General features: G+C 45.0%; 12 protein-coding genes. 6 read left to right on the top strand and 6 right to left on the bottom strand.

What is annotated here, in order from left to right; translation table 11 throughout:
• Positions 1-8: 8 nt before the first annotated feature.
• Positions 9-482, bottom strand: a complete 474-nt coding sequence (locus tag X939_RS0115220; protein WP_025764148.1) for a MarR family winged helix-turn-helix transcriptional regulator — start codon at positions 480-482, stop codon at positions 9-11.
• Between the two features lie 131 nt (positions 483-613).
• Positions 614-1,861 carry a peroxiredoxin family protein gene (locus X939_RS0115215; protein ID WP_025764147.1) on the bottom strand — a complete coding sequence of 416 codons (1,248 nt, stop codon included), beginning with the start codon at positions 1,859-1,861 and terminating at the stop codon, positions 614-616.
• 139 nt (positions 1,862-2,000) lie between these two features.
• On the opposite strand from X939_RS0115215, the gene rsmH reads away from it, so the two are divergent.
• From rsmH to mraY, 5 genes are all read left to right on the top strand, one after another.
• Positions 2,001-2,924 carry a 16S rRNA (cytosine(1402)-N(4))-methyltransferase RsmH gene (gene rsmH, locus X939_RS0115210; protein ID WP_052353475.1) on the top strand — a complete coding sequence of 308 codons (924 nt, stop codon included), beginning with the start codon at positions 2,001-2,003 and terminating at the stop codon, positions 2,922-2,924.
• 110 nt (positions 2,925-3,034) lie between these two features.
• Positions 3,035-3,451: an FtsL-like putative cell division protein gene (locus X939_RS0115205; protein WP_025764145.1), complete on the top strand. Its 417-nt coding sequence runs from the start codon at positions 3,035-3,037 to the stop codon at positions 3,449-3,451.
• Positions 3,452-3,505: 54 nt separating this feature from the next.
• Positions 3,506-5,656, top strand: a complete 2,151-nt coding sequence (locus X939_RS0115200) for a PASTA domain-containing penicillin-binding protein (RefSeq protein WP_044199634.1) — start codon at positions 3,506-3,508, stop codon at positions 5,654-5,656.
• A gap of 9 nt (positions 5,657-5,665) precedes the next feature.
• Positions 5,666-7,144 carry a UDP-N-acetylmuramoyl-L-alanyl-D-glutamate--2,6-diaminopimelate ligase gene (locus X939_RS0115195; protein ID WP_025764143.1) on the top strand — a complete coding sequence of 493 codons (1,479 nt, stop codon included), beginning with the start codon at positions 5,666-5,668 and terminating at the stop codon, positions 7,142-7,144.
• A 98-nt stretch (positions 7,145-7,242) separates the two neighbouring features.
• Positions 7,243-8,457, top strand: a complete 1,215-nt coding sequence (gene mraY, locus X939_RS0115190; RefSeq protein ID WP_025764142.1) for a phospho-N-acetylmuramoyl-pentapeptide-transferase — start codon at positions 7,243-7,245, stop codon at positions 8,455-8,457.
• An 85-nt stretch (positions 8,458-8,542) separates the two neighbouring features.
• On the opposite strand, the gene X939_RS0115185 is transcribed toward mraY, so the two are convergent.
• On the bottom strand, positions 8,543-9,109 hold the full coding sequence (locus tag X939_RS0115185) for a DUF4136 domain-containing protein (RefSeq protein ID WP_025764141.1): 567 nt from the start codon (positions 9,107-9,109) through the stop codon (positions 8,543-8,545).
• 76 nt (positions 9,110-9,185) lie between these two features.
• On the bottom strand, positions 9,186-10,220 hold the full coding sequence (gene aroB, locus X939_RS0115180) for a 3-dehydroquinate synthase (RefSeq protein WP_025764140.1): 1,035 nt from the start codon (positions 10,218-10,220) through the stop codon (positions 9,186-9,188).
• Between the two features lie 280 nt (positions 10,221-10,500).
• Between aroB and X939_RS0115175 the strand changes: the two genes are divergently transcribed.
• Complete coding sequence (locus tag X939_RS0115175) at positions 10,501-11,559, top strand: VOC family protein (RefSeq protein WP_025764139.1); 1,059 nt, start codon at positions 10,501-10,503, stop codon at positions 11,557-11,559.
• A gap of 111 nt (positions 11,560-11,670) precedes the next feature.
• On the opposite strand, the gene X939_RS0115170 is transcribed toward X939_RS0115175, so the two are convergent.
• On the bottom strand, positions 11,671-14,316 hold the full coding sequence (locus X939_RS0115170) for a peptidase associated/transthyretin-like domain-containing protein (RefSeq protein ID WP_025764138.1): 2,646 nt from the start codon (positions 14,314-14,316) through the stop codon (positions 11,671-11,673).
• Between the two features lie 107 nt (positions 14,317-14,423).
• Positions 14,424-15,236, bottom strand: coding sequence for a GLPGLI family protein (locus X939_RS0115165; protein WP_025764137.1), 813 nt, complete (start codon positions 15,234-15,236; stop codon positions 14,424-14,426).
• Positions 15,237-15,288 lie beyond the last annotated feature (52 nt).

Raw genomic sequence — 15,288 nt, 5'->3', positions numbered from 1 at the left:
CTGATCAGCTAAACGTCATTTAAGTCATCTGCCTGATCACCAGCCTTGATACGGCCATTTTCCTCATCTACGATACGGTTAATATCGTTGATGACTTCAAAAAATGTGGCTAACTTTTCCAAGGGAATTTGTTCCCTGATCATATTATTAAAATCGATGACTCCCTGTTTTGAAAGCTCCCGCTTGGCCCGACCCTGTTCGGTAAGCACAATTCGGACAAAACGACGATCCGACTCATCTATTTCTCGGGTAATAAGTCCTTTCTCCTCAAGATTTCGGAGCATCCGTACCAGGCTGCGGGGCTCCATGCCCAGCATGGGCGCAATCTTGGTGGCGGGGGTACCGTGCTCCACGTCAATATTGAGCAACACATAGCCTACTGCCATCGTAATGTCGAAGCGCGAAGCATAGGTGTTATACATCCTGGAAATGGAATGCCATGCCCATTTTATCTGAAAATCAACTGTTTTTTCCTTTCGCATCTTACATCTTTTTATGGAGTAACAGTCCCACTGCCCTTTTACAAATGTAACAAATCAAAAGAATATTATGCAAGCATACCAATTTTAGTTCATAAAAAAAGCGCAGAAGAGAAGGCCTCCTGCGCTTTTTTCTATTTTTCCTCGATCAGCTTTTCTGTCAAATCGGTAAATTCCTTTTTAAACTCTTCGTAAAACTGCCCTGTTCCGGGGCCAGAGAAGCCTGAGTGTATTTCCCTTACCTTTCCTTGCCGATCAATAAAGATGGTCGTAGGAAAATAAAGAACTTTATTAAGCATGGGAAGTGCCGACTCTTTATCCTTATCGGAGGTGGTTCCGGCCAACAGAACGGGATAGTCGATGTTCAATCTGTTTTTCATCCGGGTAATCTTTGCGAAAGCCTGTTCGGGCTTTGATGAAGTTTCAAAGGACAAACCAATAATTTCCACACCCCGACCCTTATTCTTATTATACCAGGGCACTAAGAAGTTAGTTTCGTCCATGCAGGTAGGACACCAGCTCCCCATAATCTGAAGGATAACCATCTTACCTTTAAAGCGTTCATCTTTTAAGGAAATCGTATTGCCATTGGCATCGGGAAATGAAAAATCCACCCGATCGTAGCCCGGTTTAAGATAGGTAATTTTAGAATCGTCGGCGAGTTTGGCCTGCTCATCGCGATGAGCTTCCCAAGTTCTGTACCCCTTAACGCCCGTCCATAACGCTCCGACTAGCCTTCCATCGGCCTGAAGGGCCGCTTTGAAGAGCATAGCATTGGATCCATCGAAGTTGGATAGAAATAAACTATCCCCATGCAGGGAGCCAGTGAGAAAGCGGTAATCCCCCGAGGGGGTCAGAAACGACCCCCGCACTTCAGTTCCGGACTGAGTAAAATTGCCCACCGCCGCGATTTCCTTATCCGAGTCAGGATATCGGATGGTGGTAGCCCACTTTCCTTGCACCGATTTACTCGTATTTGCCGTATTTTTTTCGAAAAATTTATAGTCCAGACCATGTTGAGCAGAAAAAGGTAAGTATGCGATAATTTCACCATTTTCAAGGCGGTTGTAACGCCCTTTCAGCTCGCCATTCTCAAGGCTAGCCACAATTTCTGAATCGAATAGCCGCATGGGTATATGGATGGAATCGTTGGCATAGTAGGCAGTGTCGAGCGCCAGGCGCTCTTCCCCATTAATCACTTCCACGGCATAGGTAGAGCCATCGGTATGAGGTTTTACTTCGAAAAGAAAAGGTAACTCCTGTCCATCACGCATCAGAGCCGCTCTCCATACCCCTTCCTGGAGCTCCTCCTTAGGCTTATCTTGAGAGCAAGATATAAATGCCATGAAAATCAGCAACGAAGCAAAACTTAAAAATCTCATAAACAATATTTTAATGACTAAATGATACAAATAGGAAAAAATTAAATCGGCTCCGATAGCCAAATCCTACCATTGAAAATTGCTAAGTTTGTAACTGCCATAAGGCGGATAATAGTTCCTATAATGCTGCGAATACTGAATGGATTTACAATATAGTTATCACGAACCGGTTATGCTTTCAGAGTGTCTGGAAGGCCTAAATATACGTCCAGATGGAATTTATGTTGATGTCACCTTTGGTGGCGGTGGACATTCCCGAGCTATCCTGGAGAAGTTAACAACGGGGAAATTAATAGCCTTTGATCAGGACCCCGATGCAGCCAAGAATGCCGAAGCGCTCAACGCCGATGGCAAGTTGGTGTTTGTCGCAGCTAATTTCCGACATTTAAAGAGGTATCTAAAACTGCATAAATTTGAGCAGGTGGACGGAATTCTTGCCGATTTAGGTGTTTCTTCACACCAGATCAATACGCCTGAACGTGGTTTTTCTACGCGTTTCGATGCCGATTTGGACATGCGTATGAACCCAAATATCGAAAAAACCGCTGCAGAAATTCTAAACACTTATTCCGCTGCCAAATTACAGAAGATATTGGGGCTATACGGAGAGGTAAAGAATGCCCGTACCTTAGCAGAAGCCTTATTTTCGTCCCGGCATAACGCGCCTATTGAGACCATTAACGACCTGAAGCAAATACTTCAAAAGTATGCTCCCCGGCACCGGGAGAACAAGTATTATGCTCAAGTTTTCCAGGCCTTGCGCATCGAAGTCAATGATGAACTTAGCGTATTAGAAGAATTCCTTACCCAAGTCCCTGAGGTGCTTGCCCCACAAGGCAAACTGGTGGTGATGTCTTACCATTCTCTAGAGGACCGTCTCGTGAAAAACTTCATCCAAAAAGGAAAATTCAGTGGAGAAGTCGAAAAGGATTTCTATGGAAATGAAATTAAACCTTTAATTTCCATTACCCGCAAACCCGTGGAAGCGACCGAAGAAGAGGTAAAAAGAAATCCCCGGGCCCGGAGTGCCAAATTGCGTATTGCCGAAAAAAAACAGGGTTAAGGACAGGTTAATCGACAAGGTTTCGTTAAACTGAGTAAAGATCTTTATTATTTTGTGTTTTAATAAACAGCTATATTACAGATCGGGCGTCAACAGAATTGGAACGAGCTATGTCATTGAATAGGAGAAGACCAAAAGTAGAAGTAAAAGCGCCGAAGCCACCCAAGAAAAAACGTCAATACGACGTTTTTAACTGGCTAAACAAGTTTTTACCACTAGATAAAATATTTGGAGAAAAGGTGCCTGGCCAGGAGGAGCGGGTGCCGGTGAAGTACTTTTACTATGTAGCCTGGGTGGTTGCTTTGCTAGTTTCATATGAATGGCTGGGATACAAATCAGAACAGTATGTACGCAACAGCATTAAGCTACAAAAAGAGGTAGATAATCTCAGGGCGGAGTACACCTCTATCCATGCCGACTATATGAAAAGTGGAAAGCAGTCGGTGGTGATAGAGAAAGTAAAGGATATCGGACTCGAGGAAAATCTTACTCCACCCAAGAAAATCATTATTAAGACAGACGATTAACTTTTAAGCATTATTAAGTCTTAGGCATTTTTTTATCGCCGAGACTGCTACCGTATGGCTTTATCAAGAAAAATGGAAAGTGGACAAAACAATAAAAAGGCCCTGATTTTTAGGGCCAGGCTCGTAGGTTTGCTCCTGTTCCTGTTTGCGATTGCAGTTTTTGTAAAATTGATCAGGGTACAATATTACGATACCTTCAAGGGAAAAACCTGGGTAGAATATTCCGTTAAAAACGACCTGAAACTAGATACTATCCCCGCTATGCGGGGGAATATTTATTCCAGCGACAATAGTTTGCTAGCCACGTCGCTTCCATTCTATTATGTAGGCCTGGACACCAAAGTTGCGGACTCTAGTTATTTCTATGACAATGTGGAAGTACTTGCCAATTTTCTGGCAAAAAATTATGGAGAGAATTCTGTAGAGGGTTACAAAAATAAGATTATCCGATATCGGGAAAGCAAGACCAAGCGCTATCTCAGGTTGAAAGCCAGAGAGATCAGCCATTTGGAACGTGAGAAGATTATGGATTGGCCCTTTTTTAAACGGGATAAAAAGGGCGGAGGAGGCAAATTTGAAACCATTTACAAACGCTACAAACCCTTTAGCCCTATGGCCGACCGCACCATTGGCGGGATAGATCCCAAGTCGGGTCGCGGCTATATTGGCATTGAAGCAAGTTTCGATCAGAAGCTTGAGGGAAAACCCGGAATAGGCTGGGTGGAAAGGGTGGAAGGAGGCCTTAAAATCCCGGTGGGTGATGCCCTGAATGTGCAGCCTTCGGCGGGTAAGGATGTGTATACAACCCTGGACATGAACTATCAGGACATGGCCGAGCATGCCCTACGCAAGCAATTAGAGGCAACCGATGCTAATTATGGATGCGTTATCGTGATGGAGGTGGCCACGGGAGCCATTAAGGCGATGACCAATCTCACACGCCGCGGAGTAGGTAATTACGAAGAAGTGTTCAATTATGCACTGGCAGGTAGCAACGACCCCGGCTCTACCTTTAAACTCCCTACGATGATGGCAATATTAGAAGAAACAAAAATGAACCCCGATCAGGTTTTTGTCAATACCGGCACAGGGAGCTATCGTTACCGAGGAACCACCGTAAGCGACTCTAAAAGAGGTGGATATGGAAATATTTCAGCCACAGAAGTATTCGAAAAGTCTTCTAATATTGGCATTCTTTTACTCATGCAGCGGTATTTTTTCTCCAAACCCGATAAGTACCTGCAATATCTCAAACAATTTCACCTGACCCAGCCTACAGGCATACATATGAAGGGTGAAAAACCTCCTTTTATTAAAGATCGAAGTCATAAGCAATGGAGTGGATATTCCCTATTCTGGATGTCTCATGGTTATGAAATGGGTATGACTCCCCTTCAGACCCTGGCATTTTATAATGCTGTGGCTAACGATGGGTACTGGGTCCGGCCTATGCTGGTACGGGAGATTCGAAGTGCGGAGACATTGGAAGATAAGGTGGAACCTTACGTAGAAGATAAACCGCTTTGCTCTCCCGAAACCATACAAAAACTGAAAGCCATGCTTCAGGGGGTGGTAGATCATGGTACGGCAACCAATATCAAATCGGATTTATACAAAATTGCTGGCAAAACCGGAACGGCTCAGAAGCTCCTTAATGGAGCATATACCCGGGGGAAGTATTACACCTCCTTTGCAGGGTATTTCCCCGCCGACAAGCCCAAATACAGTGCCATCGTAATTATTGATACCCCACGGGGGAAAGTAGCCGAGTATCAGCTTTTTGCAGGCACAGTAGCGGCTCCCGTATTTAAGGAAGTCGCCGATCGTATTTACGCTTATGACGTAAGTATTCAAAAACCAGTGAAAGACAGTATCCCGGCCCAAACGCGCAAAGTACAGCTAGCAGGGCGCACGAGCGATCTGAAGATTATTACGGATAAATTAAAAATTTCACCTGTTCCTTCAGAAAATGACTATCTGAGTGGTACCATCCAGAAAAAAAATATGGCCAGCTGGAAGGGACGTAATATTGATGCCAAAGAAATTCCCAATCTGGAAGGTCTTAGCATGCGAGATGCTCTGGCGTTAATGGAGAACAGGGGTTATCATGTCAATTTTAAGGGCTCAGGCAAAGTCATCGAACAGTCTATACCCCCAGGACCCAATAAATCGGGAGCCAAAACCATCTTTCTAACCTTACAGTAATATTCCTTTATGGAAAACACCCAAGGAAAATCGATTAAAACATTGATTCATGCCCTTAAAGGGATCGACATCATCGGGTCCGAAGAGGTCATCATCGACTCCATACAGCTCGACTCCAGAAAAGTGGTCAAGGGCAGCTTATTCGTGGCTTTACGCGGTACGCAAACCGACGGCCATCAGTTTATCGACAAGGCTACACAACTTGGAGCGGCCGGGATCCTTTGCGAAACCCTTCCAGAAATTATAAATCCGAATGTCAGCTACCTACTCGTGAAGGATTCGGCCGAGTATATGGGCTATTTGGCTGCAGAATTTTATGGACATCCGTCTAAAAAATTTAAATTGGTAGGAGTAACGGGTACCAATGGCAAGACCTCAGTAGCTACCTTTCTTTTTCAGCTTTTCAGGGCCTTGGGATATCGCTGCGGATTGATCTCGACAGTACAAAACCAGATAGAGGATCAGGTGATACCCGCTACCCACACCACCCCCGATGCCGTGGCTTTAAATGCCCTGTTGGCACAGATGCAGCAGCAAGGTTGTAGCCATGTGTTTATGGAGGTAAGCTCCCATGCCGTAGCCCAGCACCGGATTACCGGCCTTCATTTTGCCGGAGGCTTATTTACCAATATCACACACGACCATCTAGATTTCCACAAGACTTTCGATAATTATATCAAAGCGAAAAAGGGGTTTTTCGATGCCCTGCCAAAAACTGCCTTTGCCTTAGTCAATATAGACGACCGTCGGGGTGCTGTAATGGTACAAAATACCAGAGCCCGAAAGGCTACCTACTCTCTTCAGACTCTGGCCGATTATAAAGGAAAGATAATTTCCGATACCCTTACCGGTATGCAGATGGAGATCAACGATCAGGAGGTATGGTTTCGGGTAATTGGGCGATTTAACGCGTATAATCTACTATCTGTCTATGGGGCCGCCGTTCTATTAGGCGAAAAACCCGACATCGTACTTACCGAATTATCGAATCTGAAAAGTCCTCCCGGCCGCTTCGAACAGCATATATCTGCTAATAATATAGTTGGCATTGTCGACTATGCTCATACACCCGACGCCTTGGAAAATGTGCTGGAGACCATTACCCACCTAAGGCATGGCAATGAAAAGGTGATTACCGTAGTCGGCTGTGGCGGAAACCGGGATCACGAAAAGCGCCCAAAAATGGCTGCCATCGCTTGTCGATACAGCAACCGGGTCATCCTTACTTCCGACAACCCCCGCAACGAGGACCCCTTGGAAATTCTGGCTCAAATGCAAAAAGGTGTCCCCCCTTTAGACTATAAAAAAACGCTGGTAATCGCCGATCGTCGCGAGGCCATACTACGTGCCTGGAAAGAGGCCTCTCCCGAAGATATTATTCTGATAGCAGGTAAAGGCCACGAAAACTACCAGGAAATAGAGGGGGTAAAGCACCATTTCGACGATAAAGAAGTGCTGCTGGAGGCCTTTACCTCTCAGGCAGAGTAATGACGTTTCCGCCCCAGGCTCAGCAAAATAAATAGAAGACATTTGTACTGTCTTTAAAAAAAGGCAACTTTGCATCTGTTACCCCAATTCCATACTTCATGCTCTACTATTTATTTGATTATCTCGACAAACATTTTAACATCCCTGGAACAGGCGTGTTCCAATATATCTCATTTAGAGCTCTGGGTGCCACTGTGCTATCCCTTTTTATAGCAGCGACTTATGGAAAAACCATAATAAACTTCCTGAGAAAAAAACAAATGGGGGAAACCATCCGCGATCTTGGCCTTACCGGACAACTGGAAAAGGCTGGAACGCCCACTATGGGGGGCTTTATTATTTTGGCCTCCTTGCTCATTCCCGTATTTCTTTTCGCCAAGCTTACCAATGTTTATATAGTCCTGCTCATTATCACCGCACTGTGGACGGGCATGATCGGATTTGTGGACGACTATCTGAAGAAGTTTAAGAATAATAAAGAAGGCCTACAAGGTAGATTTAAAATCGTGGGCCAAGTAGGCCTAGGACTTATCGTGGGCCTGACACTCTCCTTCAATGATCATGTCAGAATTAGGGTCTACGAAAAACCTGTGATCGACTCCAACCTTGGTGAGGTTCAGAAATATACTGACTATGCCCACCCTACTGTTACGACCATTCCCTTCTTTAAAAATAATGAATTTGACTACCGCACACTGCTCTTCGGCTGGTTACCCGAGGAGTATACCTGGGTGATCTATACCATTGTGGCTATCATCATTATCACGGCTGTTAGCAATGGGGCCAACATTACCGATGGAATCGATGGACTGGCAGCCGGGGTATCTGGGATCATCGCCCTCACCCTGGGAATACTGGCCTATCTGTCGGGAAACACAAAATTTTCGCAATACCTGAATATCATGTATATTCCTAATTCGGGGGAGCTGGTAATCTTTTGCGCTGCCTTCCTGGGAGCCTGTATCGGGTTTCTCTGGTATAATGCCTACCCGGCACAGGTATTTATGGGTGATACAGGAAGCTTAATGCTAGGGGGTGTAATAGCCGTCATCGCTTTGGCCATCAGAAAGGAATGGCTAATACCCGTGATGTGTGGGATTTTCCTTGCCGAAAACCTCTCAGTAATCCTCCAGGTCAGCTATTTTAAATACACCCGAAAACGGTATGGCGAAGGCAGGCGTATTTTCCTGATGTCGCCCCTACACCATCATTATCAAAAGAAGGGCATTCACGAATCTAAAATTGTAACCCGTTTCTGGATCGTTGGCATCATTCTGGCCATCATTACCCTCGTAACCTTGAAATTAAGATAATCAAGGAACACTCGTTTCATACAAAAAGAGCGCATGCCTCAGCCTGAACAAGGTGCTGGACTGCGCTCTTTGTTTATATGCATCTTTATCGACCTACCTGTTCGGTATACCGGCGAGGATCATAACCTTTAGCGAAGAGTGGGTATTGATCGAAAATCTTACGCACGACACTCCGATAGTGATTATTGCTTTCTTCTCCTTTGAATATGCCTGAAGCATACCCTCTCCAGACCACCTGATCACTCTTGGCATCGATAAGAGAAACGATTAATGTACCTTTTTCTAAAGCATATTTAATAGGCTCATAGCGAAATCCGTCATTCTCTGTGTCAACCCAATTACGAATTACGGGTTGCATATATCCCTGATATCTTAAATTATCGTAAAAGATACCATAATTGACCAGTAATGTAGGTTTTTCGGCGGTAAGCTTATAACCCCGCACCTGCATCTGCCGGCGGATAGCTTCATAAATTTCAGTACAAAGATTATTCGTGTCCCGCTCGCATTCCAGAAAGGTGTAAGAAGAATAATCTTTAAAGTTGGTTTCGTAACTGTAATCGTGCTCTACGAACACTTTCCGACCGCTGGAACATCCTGCTACAATTAAAACACCTAGCAGCACGGCAAAAGGTAAAACGACTTTATGCATAATAAACTAGATTATGAGGTGAATAAAATGGTTGTTTCTCTTCTAAACGCGCAATAGTATTACCTCATGACCTCTATTATGCCATATAATAATCTATCGCTTTGCGCATTTGACTGGTACTGATCACTACGTCATAGGCGCAACTTCCGGCTCCATTTAATAAGGAGAACCGGATTTCCTTTCCTTTATTTTTCTTATCCTGTCTGGTAAGAGCCAAAATAGGCTCCACATCTTCTGAGCGGATATCTACCTTGCCATAAGTGGAAAATATAAATTCTTCCACCTGTGTCAACAGGGCCTGATCGATCATCTTCAGGCTAAAAGCTAAATAACTCTCCATGATCATCCCCACAGCGATGGCCTCTCCATGAAAAAGTTTTTCTGTAGGCGATTTGCCCAGAAAATGTGTCTCCACCGCATGCCCTAAAGTATGCCCGAAGTTCAATATTTTCCTCAGTCCCTTCTCAGTAGGATCCTGCTCCACCACCTTCTTTTTTATTCCTACTGAGTGAGCAATCAGATCGGGCCATTTTTGCCTTTCGAAATCCACCGTTCTGATCTGGGACCACTTAACTGCATCAGCGATAAGACAGTGTTTCACCACCTCAGCAAAGCCTGAACGAAGTTCTCTTTCAGGCAATGTTTTCAAAAAAACCGGATCAATCAAAACCCGATTAGGTATATTAAAAACACCTATATGATTTTTAAACCCCTGAAAATCAATCCCTAACTTCCCACCTACACTGGCATCTACCTGGGAGAGCAGTGTGGTTGGAACCTGGATAAAATCGATGCCCCGCTTGTATACCGCAGCACAAAACCCACCCATATCTCCTATCACCCCACCTCCAAGATTGATTACCAATGCATGCCGGTCGAGTTCCGACTCGGTCATCGCCTCCCAAATCTTCTCGCAGGACGATAAATTTTTATTTTCTTCTCCTGCCACTACTACCACCAGCTGATGCTTGGGTAAGGCAGGTTTTACCATAGGATAACAATGTTTTTTAGTATGTTGATCAGCAATTACCAATACCTTAGAATATGCTGTTTCTTGTAAAAATTCCTTTAAGCTCTCGCCTATCGGCGCTATGACTACTGACTGATTCATTAATTATTTAAAAAAGGAGACGGGCTCCAATGATATACGGTACAAAGCGCAATATGGATGCGCAGGCATAAAATAAAATAATATTTGGAAATTCAACCTTAAAGATACGAATAATTATGTTTCTTATTTATAAATGCCCATTTCCTATTTTAGAAAAAATTCAATCCAATTGTAAAACATAGAATTCTCCTAGCTGATTCACATTTTCTTCCTTAATTTCGTAAACGGGCCTACACGAACCCTGCCCTATTCGAATACAATTTGTAATATACACTTTTTTATGAATAATAATCCCTTAATCGCTGGTATCCAGCAAATTGGAATCGGCGTTCAAAATGTGCCGGAAGCTTGGTCCTGGTACCGCAAAGTACTGGGCTTTGATGTACCCGTATTCGACGAAAAAGCAAATGCTCCTTTAATGACTCCCTATACCGGAGGCGTGGTCCAAAGCAGACAAGCTGCCTTGGTCCTTAATATGGCCGGCGGCGGCGGCTTGGAAATCTGGTCATTTACTAGCAGGGTCTCTCAGCCTGCATCTTTCAAAATGGAACTGGGTGACCTGGGAATCAATGCCATTCGCTTTAAGGCTCCCGATATCCAAAAAGCTTATGCACATATAAAATCAACTTCCAAAGAACCAGTGGGCCCACTACAAAAACTTCCGGAAGGGGAAGGATTTTGGGGACACGATCCTTATGGCAATATTTATCAGATTACACAGGATGACTCCTGGTTCCAGCCCAAAGGCAAAGCCATTGGAGGGGTGGCAGGGGCCGTTGTGGGAGTCTCGGATATGGACAAATCCATCGCATTTTATGAAGACTTGCTAGGCTCACTGGAAACAGTTTATGATCATACCGGTGTTTTCGACGACCTCCCCACCACCATTGCAGGGCAAAGGTACCGTCGGGTTTTGCTCAGAAAGAAACATACTCCCTATGGAGCCTTCTCCCGTCTGCTGGGACACACACATATCGAGCTCTTGCAGGCGCTGGATCGAAGCCCGAAAAAACTCTTCGAAAACCGATTCTGGGGCGACTGTGGTTATATCCATCTCTGCTTCGACGCCCTAGATATGGATAGCTTGAAAATCCAAATGCAAGGAAAAGGTTTCCCCTTCACGGTGGATAGTGAATCTTCGTTCGGCATGGAGGCAGCTGCGGGGCGCTTTGCCTATCTGGAAGATCCGGATGGTACGCTTATCGAACTCGTAGAAACGCATAAAGTACCAATCCTGAAAAAAGTGGGTTGGTTTATGGATATTCAAAAAAGAAAGCACCAAAAACCCCTTCCCGACTGGATGATCAAAACCATGGGCTTTAGCCGTGTAAAAGACTGACCATTCTATCCAAATATCAAGAGGCCCTATCTCCCTTAGGAAGGTTGGGCCTCTTGGTTTTCATTGTCCCTTCCTCCCTATTCTGGCACATGCTCCCCCCCTAATCCGTCTCTACCACCCAAACTTAACACTCGCCAGCACCTGGGTGGGCCGTAAAAAGTATTCGGACCGGAGATAAGAGAACGAATTGGTCGACATGGTGGACAGCAAAGTCGTATTCCAGACATTATTCCAGTTCAACTGCAGTTCAAGGCGTGAATTGGCGATTTTATACCGCAGAGCTACATCCGTAAATATTTGATTCCGTTGGGTGGAACCGCCAAAGTTATTTCTGTAATAATCGTTCTGGATGATGATATAGGCTCCAGTAAAAGGGTATATGGAAATTTTCAGATTATCTATCTGTTGTACGGTCGCCTTATATTTGTTGCCGGCTACGCTGTTGCCAAAGGCGTTCAGCTTATAGGAATAGTCAAAATCTATCAGCTTGTTGAAATTGGTATTGATGCGGACAAATGGACTGGTGCTCCTGTTCACCACTTGGGTCAGCGCTCCATTGATTAGTTGTTGGCTGGTATTCCAGTTCAGACTCGCGCCAGCAGCGATATTGGTCTTGATGTCGGCGAAGTACTTGCCCAAATTAGAAGTGAGCAGTCCTCCATAGGTCGTATTCTCTAGGGCCTGTGCCGTATATGCTATCGAACCTTCGTCGGACACGGTGCTGCCGTACATCAAATTGCGGCTTCCATAGTTACCCAATACCGACACGTTGCCAAAAATGGCGCTCAGGGGATTTCTGTACTGTACTCCGGTCGAGCCACTCCATACTCTACTTTGCTGAAGGGGTACGTCTCTAAGCTGTATGTTTCGGTAATTTTTCAGGAGATATCCATAATGAATGTCTTCCATTTCTCCGAACTGATTCTTAAAACCCATGGCGGCATGCACGGCCAAAAACGAATTCAGTTCATAGCGTAGGGTAAAACGTGGTTCGAAGACCAGCTTGTTCAGGTTTTCATTTCTTCCAAGCGCTTTATCCTCTATTTTAAAAATATTATAACTGATTGGGCTGTCCAATGCCAGGCGCCAGCTCTCTTTTTTCCATTGTATTTTCAACTCTCCATAGGGCTTCATTTTCAACCAATTCAAATCGTTTTCCAATTTTTGCCCGAGCACCACCTCCTCCTCGCCATGGGGTAATTCAAAATTTGAATTCATTTTCTGATGCTCCATCTGCAACCCTATTTTGGGTATAAAGGTAAAAAAGCCAACCCCTCTGGTAAAACTTAGGGCATTATTGGTATAAAATGCACGCTGATTGACATGCTGTTTGATAGACTCCAGGCTTTCGGTATGGGCGATCAAATTGGAAAAGGGGCCTGGCGTCACCGCCAGCGACTGGGGAAGTCTATTCAAGGAGGTGTAACTTTCGAAAGTCAACAGCTGTTTTCCGACCTTAAATATATTGCTGAGGGTATTGGAAATCGTAAAATATGGATTGCGGAGCATTTGTTCTAAGGGCACCTGGTTCCGGCTCAGCATGCCGGTTTGTTTGTCCCAATACCCCTTTCCGGCCAGCACATTTTTCAAATATTTATTTTTGGTATTCCTTTCCAGGTTTACGGTCACCTCCAGAGATTCGTTATAAAGCCGATTGTACTTCTCTTCGAACAAAGCCACCGTGTCCGCTCCGGTATAATAGACCGTCTCCGTATTACCCCGTTGTTTTTGAACATCGTTCAGATATGAGCTGTTGATTCTGATCTGATAATCGCGACCCATCTTTTTAAGGTAATTGAGGCTCCCCAAATGGGCATGATTGTTGAGCCAGCGCGTATTGGAAAAGGAGGGGGTAGCGATGGGAACCAGCTGCACGCGGTCGGTTTTACTATCGTCGTTTTCCCGGCCCATCGTGCTCATGGACGACAGCATTTTTATTTGGCCAGCCACGTCTGCTCCTATATTATTGGACTGATAGGACCCTATAAACTGGTTGTCCTTGGTGAAAAGCATGGGCGTCACGTTGGCGTTCCATAGCATGGGGGCCACCCCTGCTCCCACTTGAGCGGAGCCGCTTGTGGTCACTTTTCTTTTGAGCCGGATGTTGATGGCCGCCTTATCCGAAAACACCAGGCTATCCAACATCTGGATGGGCTGGTGGTTTTCCAGTACTTCTACCGATGTAACGGCATCTACGGCCAGATTGTCGTTGGCCAATTTATATTTCCCCCCTAGCAGATCCAGCCCGTCAATATAATATTTATTAATGGGGTTCCCTTGGTATAGGATTTGTCCGTCTCCACGTACCTCCACGCCCGGGAGCTTCCCCACGATGTCACTAATCACCCGGTCCCCTTTGCTTTTGAAAGCATCCACGGAGTAGGAGAGGGTGTCGCCATGGCGTGTGATGGGGTCGGGCCGCACGGCTACCTCTCTCAACGCTATACTCTCCTCCGACAGCCGAAAAATAGTAACCTGAGAAATATTTGCTACCCTTTTTTCCTGAAGGGTATAGCCCAGGGTGCGCACCCTAATCAAAACGGAGTCTACCCGCTCGTTGCAGGGAATGCTATAGGCGCCCGATTTTTCGGAAATCCCAAAAGCAACAATTTTTGAGCTCTGCAAGTCATGAATGGTAATACTCGCGCCGGGAATGGCTTCTCCGTCCACTTGCTGCACCTGCCCACTAAAAATTACTTGGGCCCATGATGGTGCTGGAGCCCAAACAAGAAAAATAAATAATAGACCTAATCGCACAGGCTTGCCTCATTAAAAGTTACGAAACGCATCATGCTACTATATTTTGGATGATAAGACTGTGTCGAGTTGGAAGAAGCATGCCGCATCCTAACGCTGCCATCTGCCTACTCTATAAGCTTCAATTCCAACGGATTATTATTCCAAGCCTTAGAATTCTTGATGGATGGATCCGATGTAGGGACTCCATTAAAAGTGCTTGGGCCAAGACGGCGTTCAATGACTCCAAAAGGATCTTTTCTTACCTCTTCCCGATATTCATAAATTTTTTGGGCACTAGCCTCCTTTACCTTACGGCGACTCGCATACTCGGGCCACTCTTTGACGACTCCCGTGTAGGCGCCAAATTGTTCTAGGGTAAATACATACTGGTTTCGGGTATCTCCGATCTTGACAATCAACCCCGGCAAGCCCCAAAACAGATAGGGTCCATCCGGAATTGGAAGTTCAGGGGCAAACCAAGCGACATAATCCCGGCCGGCAAAGGAGGTGGTAGCCTTCACACAAGCATACCCGACAATGGTATCCTCCTCCATGCCCATTTCCCATTTCAAATGGTTAGGTACTGAAAATTCGAATTGATCGAAGGATATTTTTTCAAAGATTCGACTTTCCTTCGTTTCAAGCGACTTAGCAATAAACTTATCAAAATCCGTTCGGAATCTATATTTGGGGTCTCCCATAAATTCAGCAGCCGACAAAAGTCCCGTTCGTCTCAATCCCTGTATGGAATCGGCCTTCCAAAACCCTTCCGAACAAAAATAAGACTGTTTGTTTTCCTTAATCGTAAGAAGGAAAGCTTCCTCTTTGATATTGTTGAGGTTAGTAGAATCGGGCTGATAAACTAGCCTATAACGGGCCTGGAAATTGTGCGTGCTGTTGAAGGCAAAGAATAGGAATATAGCAAAGAGAAGGTGCATGGTATAGCTCAGATCATGTTATTAAACTGCGGTACTTTTTTTCCTGATTTTT

Origin of the sequence: Dyadobacter tibetensis Y620-1 (assembly GCF_000566685.1) — a bacterium.
Classification (GTDB): Bacteria; Bacteroidota; Bacteroidia; order Cytophagales; family Spirosomataceae; genus Dyadobacter; species Dyadobacter tibetensis.
The sequence above is the reverse complement of the archived record's forward strand: the minus strand, read 5'-3'. Positions and strand labels throughout refer to the sequence as shown.

What these genes read in the sequence shown, in the direction of transcription:
- X939_RS0115220 (WP_025764148.1), bottom strand. Translation starts at nt 482, where the DNA reads ATGCGAAAGGAAAAAACAGTTGATTTTCAGATAAAATGGGCATGGCAT.
- X939_RS0115215 (WP_025764147.1), bottom strand. Translation starts at nt 1,861, where the DNA reads ATGAGATTTTTAAGTTTTGCTTCGTTGCTGATTTTCATGGCATTTATA.
- rsmH (WP_052353475.1), top strand. Translation starts at nt 2,001, where the DNA reads ATGGATTTACAATATAGTTATCACGAACCGGTTATGCTTTCAGAGTGT.
- X939_RS0115205 (WP_025764145.1), top strand. Translation starts at nt 3,035, where the DNA reads ATGTCATTGAATAGGAGAAGACCAAAAGTAGAAGTAAAAGCGCCGAAG.
- X939_RS0115200 (WP_044199634.1), top strand. Translation starts at nt 3,506, where the DNA reads ATGGCTTTATCAAGAAAAATGGAAAGTGGACAAAACAATAAAAAGGCC.
- X939_RS0115195 (WP_025764143.1), top strand. Translation starts at nt 5,666, where the DNA reads ATGGAAAACACCCAAGGAAAATCGATTAAAACATTGATTCATGCCCTT.
- mraY (WP_025764142.1), top strand. Translation starts at nt 7,243, where the DNA reads ATGCTCTACTATTTATTTGATTATCTCGACAAACATTTTAACATCCCT.
- X939_RS0115185 (WP_025764141.1), bottom strand. Translation starts at nt 9,109, where the DNA reads ATGCATAAAGTCGTTTTACCTTTTGCCGTGCTGCTAGGTGTTTTAATT.
- aroB (WP_025764140.1), bottom strand. Translation starts at nt 10,220, where the DNA reads ATGAATCAGTCAGTAGTCATAGCGCCGATAGGCGAGAGCTTAAAGGAA.
- X939_RS0115175 (WP_025764139.1), top strand. Translation starts at nt 10,501, where the DNA reads ATGAATAATAATCCCTTAATCGCTGGTATCCAGCAAATTGGAATCGGC.
- X939_RS0115165 (WP_025764137.1), bottom strand. Translation starts at nt 15,236, where the DNA reads ATGCACCTTCTCTTTGCTATATTCCTATTCTTTGCCTTCAACAGCACG.